At 37.2% G+C, this 21,714-nt stretch carries 21 protein-coding genes and 1 other annotated feature; of the genes, 3 read left to right on the forward strand and 18 right to left on the reverse strand.

The genetic code is table 11. The annotated features are described in order from the left end of the window. The 4 genes from safA to nadB all read right to left on the reverse strand — a co-directional run. Positions 1–1,001: SafA/ExsA family spore coat assembly protein (safA, locus tag C564_RS0102955; RefSeq protein ID WP_018764372.1), on the reverse strand; the 1,001-nt coding region annotated here is incomplete at its 3' end. A 204-nt stretch (positions 1,002–1,205) separates the two neighbouring features. Continuing rightward, positions 1,206–2,312 (reverse strand): quinolinate synthase NadA, encoded by a 1,107-nt coding sequence (gene nadA / locus C564_RS0102960; RefSeq protein ID WP_018764373.1) that lies wholly within the window; start codon positions 2,310–2,312, stop codon positions 1,206–1,208. A gap of 21 nt (positions 2,313–2,333) precedes the next feature. Next, positions 2,334–3,167, reverse strand: a complete 834-nt coding sequence (nadC, locus tag C564_RS0102965) for a carboxylating nicotinate-nucleotide diphosphorylase (RefSeq protein WP_018764374.1) — start codon at positions 3,165–3,167, stop codon at positions 2,334–2,336. Between the two features lie 19 nt (positions 3,168–3,186). Further along, on the reverse strand, positions 3,187–4,713 hold the full coding sequence (nadB, locus tag C564_RS0102970) for an L-aspartate oxidase (protein WP_018764375.1): 1,527 nt from the start codon (positions 4,711–4,713) through the stop codon (positions 3,187–3,189). Between the two features lie 373 nt (positions 4,714–5,086). Here nadB and C564_RS0102975 point away from each other — a divergent pair, with 373 nt between their 5' ends. The 3 genes from C564_RS0102975 to C564_RS0102985 all read left to right on the forward strand — a co-directional run bounded on the left by C564_RS0102975 (position 5,087) and on the right by C564_RS0102985 (position 7,507). Next, positions 5,087–6,229, forward strand: a complete 1,143-nt coding sequence (locus C564_RS0102975) for an IscS subfamily cysteine desulfurase (RefSeq protein ID WP_026008446.1) — start codon at positions 5,087–5,089, stop codon at positions 6,227–6,229. Further along, the gene (locus C564_RS0102980; RefSeq protein ID WP_003208602.1) at positions 6,229–6,771 is read left to right on the forward strand and encodes a transcription repressor NadR; all 543 of its coding nucleotides are present in this window, start codon (positions 6,229–6,231) and stop codon (positions 6,769–6,771) included. Before C564_RS0102975 ends, C564_RS0102980 begins: the two co-directional genes overlap by 1 nt. Positions 6,772–6,859: 88 nt before the next feature. Further along, positions 6,860–7,507, forward strand: coding sequence for an MOSC domain-containing protein (locus C564_RS0102985; protein WP_018764377.1), 648 nt, complete (start codon positions 6,860–6,862; stop codon positions 7,505–7,507). A gap of 34 nt (positions 7,508–7,541) precedes the next feature. Here the strand turns inward: C564_RS0102985 and pheA are convergent, their stop codons facing one another. From pheA to C564_RS0103060, 14 genes are all read right to left on the reverse strand, one after another. Next, positions 7,542–8,393 carry a prephenate dehydratase gene (gene pheA, locus C564_RS0102990; RefSeq protein ID WP_016116472.1) on the reverse strand — a complete coding sequence of 284 codons (852 nt, stop codon included), beginning with the start codon at positions 8,391–8,393 and terminating at the stop codon, positions 7,542–7,544. A 96-nt stretch (positions 8,394–8,489) separates the two neighbouring features. Continuing rightward, positions 8,490–10,403 (reverse strand): ABC transporter permease, encoded by a 1,914-nt coding sequence (locus tag C564_RS0102995; RefSeq protein ID WP_018764378.1) that lies wholly within the window; start codon positions 10,401–10,403, stop codon positions 8,490–8,492. Between the two features lie 49 nt (positions 10,404–10,452). After that, complete coding sequence (locus C564_RS0103000) at positions 10,453–12,366, reverse strand: ABC transporter permease (protein ID WP_018764379.1); 1,914 nt, start codon at positions 12,364–12,366, stop codon at positions 10,453–10,455. Continuing rightward, the gene (locus C564_RS0103005) at positions 12,341–13,117 is read right to left on the reverse strand and encodes an ABC transporter ATP-binding protein (RefSeq protein ID WP_006096061.1); all 777 of its coding nucleotides are present in this window, start codon (positions 13,115–13,117) and stop codon (positions 12,341–12,343) included. Before C564_RS0103005 ends, C564_RS0103000 begins: the two co-directional genes overlap by 26 nt. Before the next feature lie 94 nt (positions 13,118–13,211). Further along, positions 13,212–14,294, reverse strand: coding sequence for a HAMP domain-containing histidine kinase (locus C564_RS0103010; RefSeq protein ID WP_018764380.1), 1,083 nt, complete (start codon positions 14,292–14,294; stop codon positions 13,212–13,214). Next, entirely contained in the window at positions 14,284–14,991 is a 708-nt protein-coding gene (locus C564_RS0103015) for a response regulator transcription factor (RefSeq protein WP_003200854.1), read from the reverse strand. The genes C564_RS0103010 and C564_RS0103015 overlap by 11 nt, the downstream gene beginning before the upstream one ends. A 497-nt stretch (positions 14,992–15,488) precedes the next feature. Continuing rightward, positions 15,489–16,775: a GTPase ObgE gene (obgE, locus tag C564_RS0103025; protein ID WP_003200852.1), complete on the reverse strand. Its 1,287-nt coding sequence runs from the start codon at positions 16,773–16,775 to the stop codon at positions 15,489–15,491. Then, on the reverse strand, positions 16,775–17,323 hold the full coding sequence (locus C564_RS0103030; protein WP_003208615.1) for a sporulation initiation phosphotransferase B: 549 nt from the start codon (positions 17,321–17,323) through the stop codon (positions 16,775–16,777). Before C564_RS0103030 ends, obgE begins: the two co-directional genes overlap by 1 nt. A 64-nt stretch (positions 17,324–17,387) precedes the next feature. After that, the gene (gene rpmA / locus C564_RS0103035) at positions 17,388–17,678 is read right to left on the reverse strand and encodes a 50S ribosomal protein L27 (protein WP_000944957.1); all 291 of its coding nucleotides are present in this window, start codon (positions 17,676–17,678) and stop codon (positions 17,388–17,390) included. A gap of 3 nt (positions 17,679–17,681) precedes the next feature. Next, positions 17,682–18,026, reverse strand: a complete 345-nt coding sequence (locus C564_RS0103040; RefSeq protein ID WP_006096063.1) for a ribosomal-processing cysteine protease Prp — start codon at positions 18,024–18,026, stop codon at positions 17,682–17,684. An 11-nt stretch (positions 18,027–18,037) separates the two neighbouring features. Continuing rightward, a complete protein-coding gene (gene rplU / locus C564_RS0103045) occupies positions 18,038–18,346 on the reverse strand; it encodes a 50S ribosomal protein L21 (RefSeq protein WP_003200848.1) in 309 nt (102 codons plus the stop codon). Positions 18,347–18,360: 14 nt separating this feature from the next. Continuing rightward, positions 18,361–18,438 (reverse strand) — a sequence feature (ribosomal protein L21 leader region). A gap of 73 nt (positions 18,439–18,511) precedes the next feature. Further along, positions 18,512–19,903: an Rne/Rng family ribonuclease gene (locus C564_RS0103050; RefSeq protein ID WP_018764381.1), complete on the reverse strand. Its 1,392-nt coding sequence runs from the start codon at positions 19,901–19,903 to the stop codon at positions 18,512–18,514. A 67-nt stretch (positions 19,904–19,970) separates the two neighbouring features. Next, positions 19,971–20,831 carry a M50 family metallopeptidase gene (locus C564_RS0103055; protein ID WP_018764382.1) on the reverse strand — a complete coding sequence of 287 codons (861 nt, stop codon included), beginning with the start codon at positions 20,829–20,831 and terminating at the stop codon, positions 19,971–19,973. After that, positions 20,824–21,567 carry a M23 family metallopeptidase gene (locus tag C564_RS0103060; protein ID WP_018764383.1) on the reverse strand — a complete coding sequence of 248 codons (744 nt, stop codon included), beginning with the start codon at positions 21,565–21,567 and terminating at the stop codon, positions 20,824–20,826. Before C564_RS0103060 ends, C564_RS0103055 begins: the two co-directional genes overlap by 8 nt. Positions 21,568–21,714: the final 147 nt, after the last annotated feature.

Here is a 21,714-nt window from a genome sequence, read left to right on the forward strand (position 1 = left end):
GGCATGATATTCGGCATTTGATTATTATCCATCATCGGCATGATATTCGGCATTTGGTTATTATCCATCATTGGCATGATATTCGGTGGTGTTACTTGTGGAATAATAAGACTTTCTTTTGTCACATCCGGTGCAACTATATTACCCACATTTTCCTTCTTCGTCTGTGGTGACACTATATTGCCCACATTTTCTTTTTGCACTTGTGGCGAAACAACATTACTGACGTTTTCTTTTTTCGTTTGCGGCGCAACTATATTACCTACATTTTCCTTTTTCGTTTGCGGCACCACTATATTACTTACATTTTCTTTTTTCGTTTGTGGTGACACTATATTGTTCGGTTTCATCTTATTAATAATTTGCGGGGCAATTAACTCGCTTCCTTTTTTTATTACATCTGAAATTTTATAGTCTTTTGCAGGCTTAATCGGTGGTTGTGGCGGCTGTGGTAATATATTCACTGAAAACTTTGTGCTTTCTTTTCCCACAGGTTTCTCTACCTTTTCTACAACTGGTGACTTTTCAATTACAGCTGGTTTTTCAACGACAGGCGGCTTTTGAATAGGTACTTCTTTCTGAATCGGCTTTTCTTTTTGGATTGGTACTTCTTTCTGAATCGGCTTTTCTTTTTGAATGGGCATTTCTTTTTGCGGCTTCATTTGCATTTCTTTTTGCGTTTGCTGCATAGCCGGTTGCTGCGTAATCGGCGCAGATTGATATGGTGCTTCTTCTTCATCTTCTATTCCAAGCGGCGTAGGTGTCGCTGCAAATTCTTTTTGTTGTACCTCTTTTACATATTCTTTTGGAGGAGCTGAACCAGCACCCATATTTTTTTTCACATGCACACTGCTAGATGGCACTTTTATTTTCATACCTGGCATAATCAAATCGGGATTAGTAAGCTGCGTATTCGCCTTTTTTAACGTTTCAAAATCTACTCCGTACTTTTTCGCAATTTTCCAAAGGGTATCCCCTTTTTGCACGATATGAATTTTCAAATTTTCCCCCTCCTGTATTACTTATCTATAAGCCAAAATAATGTAAAGTGAAACTGTCCTCTATAATTTAACACTCTTGCTCTTACCATTTAGTCATACACAATATTGCACGAATATGAAAAAATACAATGATTCCCTCAACACAATGTATGACTGCAATTAGCTAATTATGTTTAATAAAAAAGCGACGGAAATCCGTCGCTTTTACACACGCTCTAACATACGATTTAAGGCAAGAACTGCTTCTTTTGTCACCTGCTTATCTACTTGAATAACATTGACTTCTTCTCCACGCTCTATCGTTTCTAACACCCACAATAAATGTGGTAAATCAATACGATTCATCGTTAAACAAGGACACATAAAAGGGTTTAATGAAATAATTTCTTTATCCGGGTGTTGATGAATAATCCGGTTTACTAAGTTCATCTCTGTACCAATTGCCCATTTGCTTCCAGATGGCGCTTGTTCGATCATATCAATAATATACTTTGTTGACCCTGCATAGTCAGAAGCTGTTACCACTTCATAACAGCATTCTGGATGAACAATAATATTCATATCAGGATGATTTTTTCGTACGCTTTCAATATTTTTCACAGTAAAATTTTGATGAACCGAACAATGACCTTTCCATAAAATCACCTTCACATCTTCTATATTCCCATCATATTCTAATGAATCTGTATGCGGATCCCAAACCGCCATTTTATCTAATGAAATACCTAGGTCATACGCTGTATTTCTTCCTAAATGTTGATCTGGTAAAAAAACAAGACGCTCTTTTTGCGCAAATGCCCAAGATACCATTTTTTTTGCATTTGAAGATGTTACTGTCGCCCCGCCATTTCGTCCACAAAATGCCTTAATAGCTGCCGTAGAATTGACATATGTTAATGGAATCATCGTATCCCCAAATAACTGCGTAAGTTCGTTCCAAGCTCGTTCTGTTTGTTCGATATCTGCCATATCCGCCATGGAACAGCCAGCACGCATATCTGGTAAAATAACGACCTGTTCATCGGCCGTTAACATATCTGCTGTTTCAGCCATAAAATGCACACCGCAAAAGACAATATATTTCGCTGCTTTATTGCTAGCCGCTACTTGCGCAAGTTGCAATGAATCTCCCGCAGCATCTGAAAATTGAACAACTTCATCCTTTTGATAATGATGCCCTGGAATAAATAATGCTTCCCCTAATTTTTCTTTAATTTCACGAACGCGCTCTTCCATTTCTTGTACTGACAACGTTTGATAACGCTCTGGCAACATCGTTTCAATTAGCTGAACTTTCTCTAAAATACTCATTTGTAATCTCCCCCTCTCACCTTAAACTTCAATATTAAAGCTAATATCTAACGCCTTTACAGAATGTGTTAATAATCCGAGTGAAATGTAATCTACCCCTGTTCCACCATAGTTCGATAAATTTTCAATTGTAATGCCGCCGGATGCTTCTGTCACAATTGTACTTGGAACAATTTTAGAAAACTCACGAACTTCTTCTGGTGTACGGTTATCAAACATAATAATATCCGCTCCTGCGGCAATCACTTCGCGCACTTGTTCTTCTGTCTCCGTTTCCACTTCAACTTTCACCATATGCCCAAGCTTTTCTTTCACAGATGTAACAGCTTTTGTAATAGACCCTGCAAAAGCAATATGGTTATCTTTAATCATGACACCATCGTATAATCCGAAGCGATGGTTATATCCACCTCCGCAAACAACCGCATATTTATCAAACATGCGAAGCCCTGGCATCGTTTTTCTCGTATCACAAATACGTGTATGATCACTTTCTAGTGCCAGAACAGCTTTGCGCGTCATCGTTGCTATACCACTCATGCGTTGAATAATATTTAAAATTACACGCTCCGCTGTTAATAAAGATGCAATTGGTCCTTCGACACTTGCTAAAATCTCACCTTTTTCTACGAAATCTCCGTCTTTTTTATGAAGTGTAATTTGAATGCTGTCATCTAATAATCGAAATCCTTGTTCAATTACTGCTGTCCCTACGAATACCCCCGTTTCTTTCGCAAGGAACATTCCCTTTGCCCTTAAATTATCAGGAAAAATAAGCTGAGATGTTACATCTTTTTCTCCAATATCTTCTAGAAAAAAACTTTCTAATGCTTTTCTTACCTTTAACGCGTTCATACAATCCCTCTTCCCCTCATTACACAAGTTGTAATTTTCTATTAGCAAGAATAATTTTTTTCGTTACTTGATTTCGTCTTGGATAATCACCACGATAATGTCCACCTATGCTCTCTTTTCTTTGCAGTGCCGCTTCTGTAATGAGCTGACAAACTGTTAGCATATTTATAATTGTTATATCTTCATTTGTAAAAGCTTCATATTGCATTCGAACACTTTGTACACGATAATGTTCAAACCATTGCTTCGCATATAATAAACTCTTTTCTGTTCGTACAATTCCTACGTACGTCATCATATGTTTTTGTATTTCTTTTTTCGTAGGTAACTGAGGAACTCTTGATATTCCATGTATTTCTTCGCTATTATTTATCTTTTCTTGTACCGGATGAGCTAAAATATGTGTTCCCATTCGTTTTCCAAACACAAGCCCTTCTAACAATGAGTTGCTCGCTAATCGGTTTGCACCATGCACACCGTTACAAGCTACTTCACCTACAGCATATAAATGCGGAATAGATGTTTCTCCATCACAATTCGTTTTAATGCCACCCATATGAAAATGAGCACCAGGAACAACTGGAATTCTATTTTTTTTTACATCTACACCATTCTTTTTGCATAATGCCGATACAGTAGGAAAACGTTCTTCAAAGTTTTGAATAAAAGAAATATCCAAGTATACACTTTCACCTGCAAGAAGCTGTTCATGAATCGCACGTGCCACTACGTCACGCGGTGCAAGATCATGTTGCGGATGTACATCCAGCATAAAACGCCGTCCTTTTTCATTTAACAGAACAGCTCCTTCACCCCGTACCGCTTCTGAAACAAGTCCACAGCAACGTCCGCCTACATATAGCATCGTTGGATGAAATTGCACAAATTCTAAATCAACAAGTTCGCCACCAGCTCTGTATACCATCGCGAGTCCGTCACCTGTAATCGTCTCGTCGTTAGACGTAAATGCATACACCCCTCCAACACCCCCTGTAGCTAATACAATATGTTCAGCATAGTAACGATGTATATTTCCTTCGCTATCACGGGTCAAAACGCCCTTACATGTATCATTTTCTATAATTAAATCGAGCACCATTTCTCGCTCCACTACTGTAACGTACGGAGCGACTTCCTGAACCAAATGCTCTAATAAAATTCGTCCTGTTGCATCTCCACCAGCATGTAAAATACGTCGTTTTCGATGCGCACCTTCTTTTCCAAGATGGGGTCTGTTTTCATCTCCATCAAATTCCATCCCATTTGCAATGAGCTTACGAATCTCTTTCGGCCCTTCTTCCACTAAATATCGAACTGCTTCTTCATTGTTATAGCCACAACCGGCCGCTATTGTATCTTCGTAATGATCATTCGCATTGTCATATGTAGCTACAGCTGCTGCAATTCCGCCCTGCGCTAAATGCGTATTGTTATTGCGGCCTGTTTTCTTTGTGATAATCATCACATTCTTTTCGTGACAAATCTCTTTCGCAACACTAAGTGCTGCAACACCACTTCCGATAATTAAGACATCTGCACTTGGCATGATCATTGCCTCCTAGTTTACACTTTCCAACTGTCTTGACATCTATATTTACATAGTTTTAAAATAATGACAAGAGTTTTTTAGAAAGTAATATTTTCACCAAGGAGTTTAACGAAATTCTCATACTATATAAATCCATTTTATTTTTTCGACATATAAATCGCTGCTATGAAGGAGAAAAGGGGACTTACACTCATTTTCTCTCTCTGTTTTTACTTGGCATGGGGCAGGAAGAGGATCTGACCGCTTCTATGCATGGCCGGATGCTCTCTCCCACCTAAAAAGAAAGGGTTTATGTCGGTTTTTTAATTTGAATTTATATACACTTTAAAATAAAAAAACGAATGTAACTCTACTATAGAGAGGACTATACATTATGATATATCTTGACTATGCAGCTACAACACCAATGAGCAAAGAAGCGATTGACACATATACGAAAGCAGCACAGCAATACTTCGGTAATGAACAAAGTTTACACGATATCGGAGGGACAGCTTCGTCTTTACTACAAGTTTGCAGGGGAGCATTTGCACAAATGATTAGAGGAAAAGAACAAGGCGTATTTTTCACAAGCGGTGGTTCTGAATCTAATTATCTTGCAATCCAGTCGCTCTTAAATGCAAAAAGCGGCAAGCACATACTTACAACACCGATGGAGCACGCATCGATTCGCAGCTACTTTCAGTCATTAACAAAGCAAGGATATACAATCACGGAAATTCCTGTGGATTCATGCGGGCTTATTAACCTTAAGGCTTTAGAAGCAGCAATTACAGACGATACAGTTTTAGCAAGTATTCAGCACGGTAATTCTGAAATTGGAACCGTTCAACCTATCTCAGAAATTGGAGCACTACTAAAAAAACACCATATTTTATTTCATACAGATTGTGTACAAACATTTGGTAAACTCCCAATTGATGTCACAACGATGCAAATTGATAGCCTTTCTGTTTCCGCACATAAAATTTACGGACCAAAGGGTGTCGGAGCTTGCTATATAAACCCAAAAGTTCGCTGGGAACCAGTCTTCCCAGGGACATCTCACGAAAAAGGATTTCGCCCTGGTACAGTTAACGCTCCCGGTATCGCTTCGTTTCTGACAGCAGCAGAGCATATATTGGACGATCGTGAAGAAGAACGCGCTCGTTTTGAGCAATTACGATCCTATTTTACAGAACAATTACAAGCAATTCCCCTTGAAATTCAAGTAGAAGGACATTCTACTTCTTGTTTACCTCATATTATTGGGGTTACAATAAAGGGAATAGAAGGTCAGTACACGATGTTAGAATGCAATCGCCATGGCATTGCCATTTCAACAGGAAGCGCATGTCAAGTCGGCAAACAAGAACCTTCAAAAACAATGCTTGCAATTGGAAAAACGTATGAAGAGGCAAAACAGTATGTCCGCTTTTCATTTGGACGTCATACAACGAAAGAACATATTGATACAACCATTCATGCACTATGCACAATTGGAAATCAATTTTATAGAGGTGTTAAATTATAATGAAACAAAATGACCAGAAAAAGATTTTAGGAGAAGAAAGAAGACAGTTCATCTTACAATGGCTCCTTGCTGCTAACGAACCGTTATCCGGGAGTGAATTATCTAAGAAAACAAATGTCAGCAGGCAAGTCATCGTACAAGATATTTCCTTACTAAAAGCGCGAAACGAACCAATTATCGCAACTGCACAAGGATATTTATATTTAAAACCACAAGCAAAGAAAAATACATTTGAACGTGTTATCGTCTGCCAGCATAAACCAGATGAAGTACGCCAAGAATTAACATTGCTAGTCGACCACGGTGTTACAATTAAGGATGTAAAAGTAGAACATCCTGTATACGGCGACATAACAGCTTCTATTATGGTGAGCAATCGTTTTGATGTTGAACAATATTTGCAAAAAATTGAAGATACAAATGCTTCCTATCTATCTCAATTAACAGATGGCATCCACTTACATACAATTGAAGCAGATTCCACAGAAAAATTAAACGCTGCTTGTGATGCGCTAGATCGCGCTGGATTTCTTGTTTATTAAAATAAAAGCACAGAGAGTTTCATTCTTCTCTGTGCTTTTATTTATGAAATGATATAATATTGAAATCAATTGGTAAAGGAGAGATGATATGGGAATCAAACTCGTTCACTTTAGCATTGGCAAACCAAAACAAATGCAATATGGAGAAAATAAAGAAATGACAACAGGCATCTGTAAAGAGCTTACAGAAGAAGCCTTTCTATCAAAAGACGGATTTCTTGGAGATGGTGTAGCTGACCTAAGGTTTCACGGCGGACCTGATCGCGCTGTTTGTGTCTATCCGTATGAACATTACGCGCTATGGGAACAAGAATTTCAAACAACACTCCCACCCTCTGCATTTGGCGAAAATATTACCGTAACAAATATGTTAGAACATGATATTTTCATCGGCGATACATATCAATTAGGTAAGGCTGTCATTCAAATTACACAAGGCCGGATACCGTGTAGTACTATCTCAAAAAGAGTTGGCATCCCCGGTATTTTACCGCGCATTGTAGAAACCGGTTATACCGGCTATTTATGCCGTGTTCTTCAAGAAGGCGTTGTTCGCAAAGACTCACAAATGAAACTACTAGAGCGCCATCCAAATCAAGTTTCTATTCTGTTTTCTAACGAAGTATATTTTCATAGACGGAAAGATACAGAGGCAATGGAGAAAATTATTGCTGTTCCAGAACTAGCAGAAGCTTGGCGCGAGCAATTAGTAGATCGCTTAGCAAAATTGAAATAAACCTCACTGCATATGCAATGAGGTTTATTTTTGTTTACAACCAATAAGACGAATAACTCCCCAGCACCGTCACAGAAAAACCAAGTGCCTCAAGCTCCATTGTTACTCCTGGCAACAACACATCATCATATGTCTTATCCACATCAATTAAGAAAAAGTAATTACCAAGTCCCGTTTTCATTGGACGAGATTCGATTTTCGATAAATTTAATTTTCTCCATGCGAAAGCTGATAATACTTGATAAAGTGCTCCTGCATAATCAGCAGGTAACGTTATCATAAGTGTCGTTTTCTCCCCGCGGTTCTCACCGTTTTTCGGTAATAGTGCCCGCTGTTTTTTATGTAACACGAGGAAACGCGTATGGTTATTTTTATGCGTATGAATATTACGCTGCACAATTGCTAAATCATACTTCTCTGCTGCCGCTTCATTTGCAATTGCAGCGATCCTTTCTTCCGGATGTTCTTTCACATATTGCGCCGCTGCACTTGTGGAAGTCATATCCCGAACCGTTACACCTTTTAATTCTTCATTTAAAAACCTATGACATTGCGCAATCGCATGCGGATGAGAATGAACTGCATATACTTCTTTCCACACCTCTTCATAATCTGGATGCACAAGTAAATGTTGCTGAATAGGCACTGTAATTTCTCCTACAATGAAGAGCGGCTGCTCATGCACAAGATAATCAACAGTAATATTAACAGAACCTTCAATCGCATTCTCTAACGGTACAACTGCAAAGTCTACATTTCCATTTGCTGCAGCATCCATGCAATCAGGAATCGTGCGATACGGCACATGCTCTGCCTCCGGAAAAAAACGACTCACCGCCATATTTGTAAATGTTGCTTCTGGTCCTAAATAGCCAACTCGAATCATCGTCTTTTCCCCTCTTTTTCGTTTTCTTACTGTTATACCATGAATATTTTTATTTTTCTATGTGAATTTTGAATATTTTAAAAAGGCTAGCGTTTGCTAGTCTATATGTTTCATATATTCTTTTTGAGCGAAGAAGAAATAGATAGCTGTTGCTGCACAATATATACCGATGATCTTTATACTTGTAAATAACACATTCATTTCCATTAAATTACTCAATGCATAGAAAGCAAATATACTATGCACTATACCGACCACAATAGGAATAAAAAATAAACTCCCCATTTGCCGTCTAACAATCCGTTTTATTTCTCCTTTCTCCATCCCTATTTTTATTAAAGACTGATACTCTTTACGATCCTGCTCAATATCTGAAAACCATTTAAAATATGTCATACTGCAAGTTGCTAAGAAAAAGAGAATACTAATAAATGATCCGATAAATAATAACACTGCTCCCCCTTCCTTAAATTGGATATATATACTGATCTTATTTCTCATCGAAGAAGAATAATCTGGAGACACTTTTCCCCTCACTTCTAACGCGAATTTTTTTTGCTCCTGCCAATTTGGAATATTATAACCATAATATACATATTTTTCATGATTAGGAATAACAATCTCCCATTGTTTAAACTGTTCATCCCGTACAACTAATAATTGATTATGGTGCCCAGCGCCATCTCCATTAAAAACCATATCTGATTTAGATTCATGCAATTTAATTTGATATGGTACTCCTAGCATTTGAAAATAGAATATTTCCTTGTTATACACATCCTGACCATCAAAAGCCATTGGGTTTATAAATGTGCCATAACCTTTTTTATTGTTTACCATGCTTTTTCCTTGCTTCTTTGCTTCTTTGTTATAATCCGTTTGTGAAATAACAGTAATCGGAAACAGACGTCCGTCATGTGTTGTAATAAATTTTCCTGGTAATCCGATAAACTGTACTTTCTCTACATTTTCATAACCATATTTTTCAAATAGTGCTAAGAGCTCATCGGGAGAAATCACCTCATGAGATTCTATTCCTTTTTCTGTATAGGAAATTTCATGAGGAAATGAAAACATAGCGCTTTTGGGAAGGTCAGAAAAATATGCATATGCAGTCCCTGTTGCTGTAATAACTGTTGCTGTCAAAATAGAAATGGAAAATAAAAACTTCGCATGATCTTTCAATTTATGCTCAAGGCTGCGAAGCACAAATAGATTTGGATATGTATAATAGATATTCTTCTGTTTTTGAAGTCCTTTCAAAACAAATAAACTGCCTTGAGTAAATAAAAAATAAGTTCCTATAATTACAGTACTAAGGATTGGATAAAAGTAGAGAAATAACTCTCCTAGCGTTACCTTTACCGCAAAGGTATATCCACATAAAAGTAAAATAATCCCTAAACCAAATCGCCATTTCCCTACTTTAAAAACTCTACGTCCTTTCCTCTTATCCAATAATAAATCAACAATTTCTAACCTCCGCACATTCCACAAACTAAATAGTGCTAAAGAAAAAAACAGAATTGAATATACAACAACGGTAATCAAGAATGGTTTTATTTGAAAGATGAAATAAATCCTATTCTCTAAATCTAAGAGTACACTTAATGTCATTAAAAATAAATTTGAAAATAACATCCCAATCCCAATCCCAATACAAGTTGATACCAAGCCCACTACAGCCTGTTCTAAGAATAGTAGAATTGAGATTCTAGCATTTGTAGATCCCATTAATTTAAGCAATCCTAATTCTTTCTTTCTCGCATCAAGAAAAGTAGCATTAGAACTTAACATAAACAGTGCCGAGAACATAAGAATAAGATAACTACACCCTTGTAAACCTGATCGAATTCCAATGTGGACATTACTGTGTGCAACTTCCGGATGATGAACAAAAGATGTATACATATAAAAAACTGCTATAGAAAAAGAGCTACTTAATAGAAATGCTTTATAACTCCGCCAATTCCCCCTTATATTTTGTATCGCTAGCTGCCTGACATTCATCTGCATTCCCCCTGTAACCTGTTACACACGTAAAAAGCTAGAGGTTTCCCTAGCTTTTTACGTGTTTTAAATATCCTCTTTGTGCAATCATAAAGTAAATTGCCGAAGCTACAATATATGCTCCAATAACAATCGCACCTGATTTCCATAAATCTAAATAAAGCATTTTCCCTAATGTATGAAGAGCAAATCCGCTATGCAATGTACCAATGAGAATTGGAATAAAGAAAATGACTCCCATTTGGCGAATAGCAATTTTATGAATTTCTTTATCTGTCATACCGATTCTCTTTAATGACTTAAATTGAATACGATCTTGTTCTTTATCATTAAACCATTTAAAGTATGTCATGCTGCAAGCAAAGAAGAAAAATAGTACTGCTACAAAGAAACCGATGAACATTGTAATTGCCCCTTGTTCCTTTATTGCTTTATAAGTAAGAACTGAATTATGGAAATTCTGTTGTTGTTCTTGTGCAATTTCTTTTTTCAAGTCTACTACAAGATTCTCTGTTCCTTTCCAGTCTCCAATATAATATCCGTAATATTTTGTCTTTTCTTCATCTGATACAACCTTTGCATATTTCACAAAGTCTTGATCATTAACAATAAGGTACCCTTCATCGTTAAAAACAGATTGTGAAATTGGATCATTTAGCTTAATAGACTGTTTTTGTCCGTTCAGCGTGAACTCAAATGGTTTTGTACGATCTAACTTCACAAAGTCATTCATCATATCAATTAAAACCATCGTTGCGCTTCCTGGTGCATTATGAACTTCCTCTTTCTTTTGCTTACGTGCTTCTGCATTATATTCTTTTTCTGAGATAATACCTAAAGGCATCTCATGATTGCCATTCAACCCCTCTATTTTCTGTGTTGCTGGAAGTTTTACATATGTTACTTTTCGTGCATCTTCAAACCCATGATTTTTCAATAACTCTTGCATTTTCTCTTCACTAATGATGTTATGTGTATTTACTCCCTTTTCCTCATATGAAATAGCATGCGGCGTACTAGCTACTGTTTTATAACTCATATCTTCAAAGAATACATACAGTGTACCAACCGCGGAAGAAACAACAGCTGTAATAATGGATATAACAAAGAGAAAACGAGCATTATCTTTCATTTTATAAATGAGATTACTAAGTACAAACATATTGGGATATGTATAAAAAGATTTTTTTCGTTTTTGTAACGCCTTTAATACAACAGTGCTACCTTGTGTAAATAGTAAGTACGTTCCTCCAATTGTCAGTCCTACAATCGGTAAAAATAGCATAACGAAATTCATAAGCGTAACTTGGAAACAAAGTACATACGCGACAATAATACATAATATCCCGACTACACATAGCCATGTAAATGCGAAAGGCTCTACTTTTTGTTTTCTTGCTTCTCTTAATAAATCAATAATTTGCAAACGACCGACCGTCCAAAGACCGAATAATGATAGGATGAAAAAGAGAACGAAGTATACACTAGCTGTAATCAGAACTGCTTTTCCATTCCATACAAGTGGAAGTGTTTTATCTACACCAAGTAATACACTTAAAGCTTGAAAGAAGAGCTTTGAACAAAGCATACCAAGAGCGATCCCTACTACAATTGCGATTACACCTAAAATCATTTGCTCTAGTATAATCATACGACCAAGCTGCGCTTTTGTTCCACCTATTAATGTTAATAAACCAAACTCCTTTTTTCTCGCTCGTAAAAACGTTGAGTTAGCATATAAAATAAATAGTGCTGAAAAGATGACAATGATATAGTTCATTGATTCTAGCCCTTTTGTAACCATCGTCTTCATGCTAATGTTTCCGCTCACTACATCTGGATGATAAATGAAGGAAGCGTACATGAAAAATACTAAGATTGATAAACAACTACTAATAAGAAAAGCTTTATAATTACGCCAATTTCCTTTTACATTATTAAGCGCGAGCTGGCGAAAGTTCATGATATTCCCCCCCTAACATCGCAAGTACATCTAAAATTTCTTGGAAAAAGGCTTGCTTTGTTTTTCCTTTATGAATTTCCGAGAAAATTTCTCCATCGCGTATAAAGAGAATACGTTCGCAATAACTAGCTGCTACTGGATCATGTGTTACCATGGCAATTGTTACTTTTTTCTGTTCATGTAAATCTTGCAGTGCGCCCATTAAAGATTTCGCAGACTTAGAATCTAAATTCCCAGTTGGCTCATCTGCTAAAATTAATGTCGGTTCATGAATAATTGCTCGTGCAGCTGCCGCACGTTGTTGTTGTCCACCCGATACTTCATATACTTTTTTATTCAAAATTCCTTCGATATTTAAAAACTTCGCAATTTCAAGTACTTTCGTATCAATTTCTTTTACAGGGCGCTTCGCCATAACTAATGGCAAAATAATATTTTCTTTAATCGATAACGTATCAAGTAAGTTAAAGTCTTGGAAGATGAACCCTAAATGTGTACGGCGAAATTCCGCTAGTTTTGTAGCACGCATTTGACTAATCTCTTCACCATTCACATAAACATGGCCTGAAGTTTGCTTATCAATTGTTGCTAATAAATTTAGAAGTGTTGTTTTCCCACTTCCTGAAGGACCCATAATACCTACAAATTCGCCTTCTTCAATTTTAAAATTTATATCGTGTAAAGCAGTCGTTGCCACTGATCCTTTTGATTGATACACCTTCGTTAAACCTTTTACTTCAAGAACACTCATTTCTAAATCCCCCTATGTGCTTTCTTCTTACATTTACTATAAGAAAAATAAGAAAAAGAAACGAGGGATTTTCCTTACAAAACCGTTTGTTATCTTACAATTTTGTCATTTTTCTCATCAATGCATGATATTCTTCATCTTTTGCAAATTGGAATGTAAATGTTGTACTTTCTCCTTCGGTTGATTGCACGTAAATTCCGTGATGAAGATTATCACAAATTTCCTTTGTAATATATAATCCCATTCCTGTTGCTTCTCTTGTTTTTCTTCCATTTGTTCCTGTAAAGAATGGTTCAAAAACTCGTTTGATGTCTTGCTTTGGAATACCAATTCCAGTATCACAAATATGTAATAAAACTGTCTGTTCCTTCTCCTCTATTTGAAACTGAATTTCTTTCTTATCCATTTGCGAGATTTTTGTGTATTTAATTGCATTCATAACAATTTGATTGATTGCAATACTAATCCATTTTCGATCGGAAGCGATCGTACACGTTTCTTCTTCAAACATTACTTTCGGATATACAGAAGATTGAATGAAAGATTTTCGATTTTGGTTAATAACCTCTCGAACAACCTCTAGTACATTTACTACCTCCACTTTGTAATCTTTTGCAAACTGTTCTAACCTTGCCATATGTAACGCTAAATCTAAACCATGTAAAATACGATTATTTTCTTCACGAATACTTTCAACCGTTTCTCTTGCTTCGCGATGCGCTTTACCAAATTTCTGCAACAGTAATTCAATCACTGAAACTGGTGTTTTCATTTGGTGAATCCATTGGTTCATAAAGATCATTTGCTGTTGATCTTTCGCATGCTGCTGGTGAACCTCATTCATATATTGCTGTCTAAGCAAAATGAATGCTTCTACAATCATTTCTTGTTCAGCCGTATAGGAAGCATCAATTAATAAAGAGTCATGTAACGTATGTCCTCCAGCAATGTATTGTTCGATTCTGTTTAAAAACACGCTGCGTTTTCGATAATCATAAATCAGGTATATAATAAATACGATAGTCGCTAGTAAAAGGCCGTACAACCATGTACTCCACTGTATCGATCGTTTCTCTAAAAGTCCTTGTAGTTGTAATACAAGTCCAAATAAGCAAAGGCTCACAATATATGAAACAATTAAAGGAAAACGATCAATGAGGTAACCCTTAAGCTTCATGCCCATCTCCCCACTCTGTAAGAAGTGCGTAACCGTATCCCCGCTTTGTTACGATTGCATTTACAATCCCAAGCTCCTCTAGCTTCTTTCGGACACGCTTTACGTTCACTGTTAATGTATTATCATCAACGAATGCTAGTTCATCCCATAATGCCTCTAAGAGCTCCTCACGCGTTACATATTGATTTGCCTGCTTCATTAAACACTCTAATAAATAAAATTCATTTTTTGTGAGCTCTATTTGTTTCCCTTGCCACTCAACTGTATGTTGTGATGGAAATAGCAGCAATCCCCTCACACCAAAGCAATCGCTTTCTGCCGATGAAGCATACTCACCGTATCCACGACGCAAGGCGCTTTTTACTTTCGCCATAACAATATCTAAATGGAATGGCTTTGCAATATAATCGTCACCACCGTTTTCAATTGCCATGACCTGATCCATTTCTCCGGTTCGTGCAGAGACAAAAATGATTGGTGCATTAGATACAGTTCGAATTTGACGACACCAGTAAAAACCATCAAAGTACGGGAGATTAATATCGAGTAAAACTAAATGTGGATTCACTTTCACAAATTCATCTTTTATATGGCGTAAATCTGCCACTCGAAATGATTGATAGCCATACTTCTCTAAATGTTCTTCTAGTATCCCAGCAATCTTTTCGTCATCTTCTACAATTAATATTTTATACATATACTCCCTCTCCCTTGTTTCTTACTACGGAGTGACTATTTCTTTCATTCTTCTGAATTTAAAAATGAATATCTATTTTGATTTTCCAACGTATAAGTCATGGCTATGAAAAACAAAAGATGACCTCTACTTGCTTTCTCCTTTTGTTTTAACTTGGCATGGGGCTCAAAAAGGATCTGACCGTTTCTACGCTCGACCAGATCCTCTCTCCCACCTAAAGATTAGACTTTCTAACGGTTTTTCAATCTGTATTTCTATCGCTTTGACTTCTAACATACAAATTGCGGCCTTGAAAACAAGAGGAAATCCCCACTCTTTTTCTCCCTCTGTTCTCACATGGCATGGGGCTCAAAAAGGATCTGACCGTTTCTACGCTCGACCAGATCCTCTCTCCCACCTAAAAATTAAGCTTTCTATCGGTTTTCCAATCTGTATTTCTATCGCTTTATTTACACTCCTTTCTCGATTATAAAAAAGACTGCCGTATTTTGGCAGTCTTAATCGATAAATTCGAATTGATATTCAAGAATTTTTACAATGTCACCATCTTTTGCACCGCGTGCACGAAGAGCTTCATCAATACCCATTCCGCGCATTTGACGAGCGAAACGACGTACAGATTCATCACGTGAGAAGTCTGTCATCTTGAATGTTTTCTCAATATCATAACCAGAAATGACAAATGTACCGTCACTTTCGCGTGTAATTTCAAACTTAGATCCTTCAGATTCAAATTTGTACATTACACTCGCTTCAGATTCGTCTACAACATCATGTACTGGGAATTCTGGTGTTGTTTCCACTAAGTTTGCTACTTCAAATAATAGATCACGAACACCTTGTTTTGTTACGGCAGAGATTGGGAAGATTTGAACTTCGTCTCCTACTTTCTCTTTAAATGCTTGTAAGTTTTCCTCTGCATCTGGCATATCCATTTTGTTTGCAACAACAACTTGTGGACGCTCTGTTAAACGCAGATTGTACTCTTTTAATTCAGCATTGATTGTAACATAATCCTCATATGGATCACGGCCTTCTAAACCAGACATATCAATAACATGCACGATAACACGTGTACGTTCGATATGACGTAAGAATTGGTGTCCAAGTCCAACGCCCGCATGTGCTCCTTCGATTAATCCAGGAAGGTCAGCCATAACGAAGCTGCGGTTATCACCAGTTTCAACAACACCAAGGTTTGGAACGATTGTTGTAAAGTGATATTCTGCAATTTTCGGACGTGCTGATGATACAACGGATAATAATGTTGATTTACCTACGCTTGGGAATCCAACAAGTCCAACATCCGCTAATACTTTTAATTCTAAGATTACATCACGTTCTTGACCTGGTTCCCCGTTCTCAGCGATTTCTGGTGCTGGGTTCGTCGGTGTTGCAAAACGTGAGTTACCACGGCCACCACGACCACCTCTTGCAATAACAGCTGATTGCTCATGCGTTACTAAATCCGCAAGAATTTGACCAGTTTCCTCATCTTTTACAACTGTTCCTGGTGGAACCTTTACGATTAAATCGTCAGCTTTACGGCCATGTTGCCCTTTGCTCATCCCGTGTTGACCGCGATCAGCTTTGAAATGACGTTGGTAGCGGAAGTCCATTAATGTACGTAAGCCTTCGTCAACAACGAAAACAACATCTGCACCTTTACCGCCATCGCCACCTGCTGGGCCACCTTTTGGAACATACTTCTCACGACGATACGCAACCATTCCGTTTCCACCGTCGCCGCCTTTTACATATATCTTGACCTGATCTACAAACATTATTTCACCACACTTTTTTCGATTGGTTGTAATATAACCGAGATTTCATCATCTCGCACTGTATAAGAAATGAAATACGATTCATTGTTTTGGTTTGTAAGCCACGTTTGTAGTTCTTCTACATTCGTTAGCTTGCCACGAAAATCAAAAAAGAAACGAGCATTCTCCGCGTCACATTCAATTGTGATACAAACATAATTTTCAACATAAACGTCTAAACTATGCTGAAGCATTGAGAAAAATTCATTCGTCCACGTACACACTTCTTCATCGTAATGAGATAAGTTATGTAATTTCCCTAATACTTCGTACTCCAATAAGCACGGCTGCTGTTTCCAATTATATGTTAAAATCCATTCTGAAAATAAAGGCATCGATAGCCCCATCAGATTGGATTCTTGTCTCGCTTCTTGGACAAAACGATCGATGAGCCCATGAATCTCTTCCACTCTTCCAAGGGAGAGGTTTCCTTTAATCATCTGCATACGATTGAGCCAATCATGCCTAGAATGGCTCAACGCATCTATAATTGTCCATTTTTTATTCATCCAGATACTCCTTAATATAGAAAAACTCTAACCTGCACTCAGGTTAGAGTTTTCCGTGAGTTTCTTATGCTTCTTGAGCAACAGGATATACGCTCACTTGTTTGCGGTCACGGCCAAGACGCTCGAAGCGTACTACGCCGTCAACTTTCGCGTATAAAGTGTCATCGCCACCACGACCAACGTTAACACCTGGATAAATTTTTGTACCGCGTTGACGGTAAAGAATTGAACCACCTGAAACCGTTTGACCATCTGCGCGTTTAGCACCAAGACGTTTTGACTGAGAGTCACGACCGTTCTTTGTACTACCTACACCTTTCTTAGATGCGAAAAACTGAAGATCTAATCTTAACATACGTTACACCTCCTGCATTTTTTCTATTAAACGGATATACTTTCCGTAATCAAGTTCAATCGTCTTAAGCGAAACAACCAATCCTTCTAAAAGCGTTTGAGCTTTCTCTGCTGTATGAGCATCTAAATCATTAGGCAACTCATACGTTAAGAATCCACCATCACTTCCGAGCTCAATAGTTGCTTGCACATTACAAAGTACTTCCACTGCATTTATAGATCCAAACACGACCGCAGTTGTTCCAGCACAGACAAGGTCTTGTCCATGTGGCGCATAATCGGCGTGCCCAGTCATTTTAAATGATTGGATACTTCCTAATTTCGTGCGACTTATCGTAATTTTAATCATCTTAACCAGAATTAAGCGTTGATTGCTTCAATCACTAGCTTAGTGTAAGGTTGACGATGACCTTGTTTCTTACGATTGTTCTTTTTCGCTTTGTATTTGAAAACGATGATTTTCTTAGCGCGACCTTGTTTTTCAACTTTCGCAGTAACTGTTGCACCTTCTACAACTGGGCTACCAACTTTCACGTTTTCGCCACCAACGAAAAGAACTTTGTCAAAAGTAACAGTTTCACCAGCTTCAGCATCTAATTTTTCAATGTAGATTTCTTGACCAGCTTCAACTTTAATTTGTTTTCCACCTGTTTCGATAATTGCGTACATACTTGCACCTCCTCATAATTACTAAGACTCGCCAAAACGAGGTAGACATAAAATGCCTTTTTGGAACCTGTCTTGTGCGGTTGTAGCATATAGCAGTTTAGGTGCTATAAACTATAACATAAAGATGTTATCACGAAACGTTGACTATTGTCAATAAATGTTCTGCTAACTATTTTTACGCAGCATCATTTCTTGCCTCGTTCCAAATCGAATAATTGCATATTTCTCAGCTTCTTCATCTGTGAAATAAACTTGGAACGGTATATTTTTTTGCAATTCTTTTTGTAAAAATATTTTTTGTACTTCTTTTGAAGCTGCAATTAATACCGCCTCGTCCTCCGAACTACTATATGTAACAAGTTCTCTTTCTAGCTCGTATGCAATTGATTCATGAGACATTACATATCCTGTCGCCTGGCACGCTGAGCAAGCGTCTAATAATACATCACGGAGCGAGTGTTTTTTTCGCTTACGTGTCATTTCTAAAATACCGAGCTCTGTAAATCTAAGAACACGTGTATATGTACGATCCCTTTGTAATGAGGAAATGAGCCTCTCTCTTACTTTTTCTTTATTTTCTTCTTTTTTCATATTAATGAAGTCAATTAAAATCATACCACCAATATCACGTAGTCTTAATTGACGAGCAATTTCTTCCGCAGCTATTTCATTCGTCCGTAATACCGTATCTTGCAAATTCTGCTTTCCAGTAAATTTACCGGTGTTCACATCAATTACCGTCATTGTCTCCATTTGCTCAATAATTAAATAAGAACCGTTTGATAACCACACTATTTTTTGCAGTGCTTTTTCAATCTCACGCTCCACACCATAGTGAATGAACATAGAAGTTGTTTCATTGTAAAACGAAACCTTTTCTTTTCCTACTTTATCTTGCAATTCCGGTACTATACTGCGTGTATCTACAATTACTTTTTCAATTGTTTCAATCGGATTTTCTTTAAATACACGATCTAAAAAGGTTGCTGGACGATGGAGTAATAACGGTGCCTTTCCATGCTCTTCTTTTCTTTTTAATTCTTTATACAGATCTTGAAAATGTTGCATTTCAATCTGCACTTCATCAATTGCACCTTTGTCACAAGCTGAACGGAAAATATATCCTCCGGTTCCCTCTACTTGAATTTCAAGCAATTGTTGCCGTTTTTTATTATTTTTTATTTTCCGGGAAACAGCGCGCATTTCATCATAAGGCATATAAACGACATATTTCCCGGTAAATTCTACATTCGCTGTTAATTTTGGCCCTTTTGTATCAATCGCTTCTTTTACCACTTGCACGAGCAATGCCTGTCCTTCGTGTACTCGATATGTTGATGGAACATCATCATATGAAAGATAGGCATGTTTTTCTAAACCGATATTTACAAACGCTGCATTCATCCCAGCAATCGTTCGTACGACACGTCCCACATAAATATGCCCAACAATCTCTTGCTCTTGATTTCGTTGCCATAAAAGCTCAACAATCTTTTGTTTTTCTTCTACAGCAACCCGTTTTTCCGAACCAGTATAGTTGATGTATAACGTCTTCAAAATACTTTCCTCACTTTTTCATTTTCTTTTCCTCTTACAATATAAAAGGTTAGTGTCCTCGTCAACACTAACCGATTAACTCTTCCACAGATGAAGTAGTTCGTTTTTCGGTAAAATAAGCATAAAGCAATTCGTTTTCGTCTAATGTATAATGCTCTTTATATTTACCATGAACGATAATCGAGTGCTTATACCCTCTCCGAAACTTTGTGAAAATCGTGTATAATCGATCCTCAGTTCGCACTTCAATTGGAGCAATCTTTTCAATATCTCGCTTGTTTCCATAATAACGTTCTAGTAAAAAACGCATAAACGCATAGCGCCGTTGCTTCCATTCTTGATATAAAGAAATAGCTAAAAACAGAAGCAGCACCCACATCATAATACTATTACTATTCCAAAACAGTTGCCAACCTAATATTACACTAAAAAAAACACATGATATTTTCATCATTTTCTCATGCGCTTGTAAATAAGGAAATTGATGTGATAAAACATTAAACAATACTTTTCCACCATCTAGTGGCCAAATTGGTAGTAAATTAAACCCTAGAATCATTAAATTGTTCCATACAAAGAAATGATAAAGTTCCTCACTAAACCATCCTGCCCTAGCCAAAACATAAGCTAGCCCAATCATCCATACATGTTGAATAGGTCCTGCTATTACAACGATTAATTCTTCCTTTAACGACTTATTCCCATGTTCCTCAAGCTCTGCCACCCCGCCAAACGGCAAAAGTTGTATTTGCTTGATTCTCCATTTATAATGAGCAGCTGCGAAGGCGTGCCCAAGCTCATGAATCAAAACGATACAAAATAAAAGTAGTAATTCTTTAAAACGCGCCGTAAAAATCCCAATAGCTATAATTCCCCAAAACAGTGGATGCACTGTAATTTTTGACAATACTTCACTATATTTATTCAAATGAAATCACCTGAATCGGATCGATAAATTTTTCATTCTTTTTAATTGCAAAATAGAACTTGCCATTCTTGTTATCCGCATTGGTCCCAACTGTTCCAACCTTTTGTTTCTTTTCAACATAATCATATAATTTTACAGATGCCTCACCTAAATTTCCATACCATGACTCCGTACCATCTGCATGCTGGATCTCAACTATATTCCCAAACCCCTCTTTCTTACCAGCGAAAATAACAACCCCTTCATTTACCGATTCAACAGTTGTATTCGCGGCTGTTTGTACAAATACACCTTGGCCATCTTTTTGAAAACTTTGCATAACTTTCCCTGAAGCCGGAACTGCATAATCTTTTTGCTGTATGCCTTGCTTCTTTTCATTTGCAGGTAGAAAAGCGAGCGGTTTTCCAAATTGATTTTCGTACCACTTGGATACACTAGCAAACTGAAATTCCTCTTGCATAACTTGTTTTACAACCGTTCTTGCTCCATCAAAAGAAGCTGGTGCATTTTTAAATAAAATGGCTACCGAGAGAACGAGAATCGCCGCTAATAAAAATTTAAATAAAAATACTTCCTTTCGAAAAAGAGGATGCACCTCTTTTTCACCTTCTTCAATGAACATCGTTTCTCCATCAAAGTTTCCTTCAGAAAAATACTGTTCTTCCTCGAGTCTCTCTTGTTCTTCTTTTCTCTTTGCAATCCGTTTTTTAATCTCTTCTACACGTCTATTCTTCATCCTGTCCCCTTCCTTTTGCCACCTCTTCTTGCAAGAGGCAAGTAAAGTGAAACTATCTTCCCTACTGATTATTTCCCCCGCAAATAGCAAGGAAAATAAAAGTTCTCTATTTTCCAAACTTTATACAGTTTGTACATATGTATGAAC

This window comes from Bacillus sp. 105MF (assembly GCF_000374885.1).
GTDB lineage: Bacteria > Bacillota > Bacilli > Bacillales > Bacillaceae_G > Bacillus_A > Bacillus_A pseudomycoides.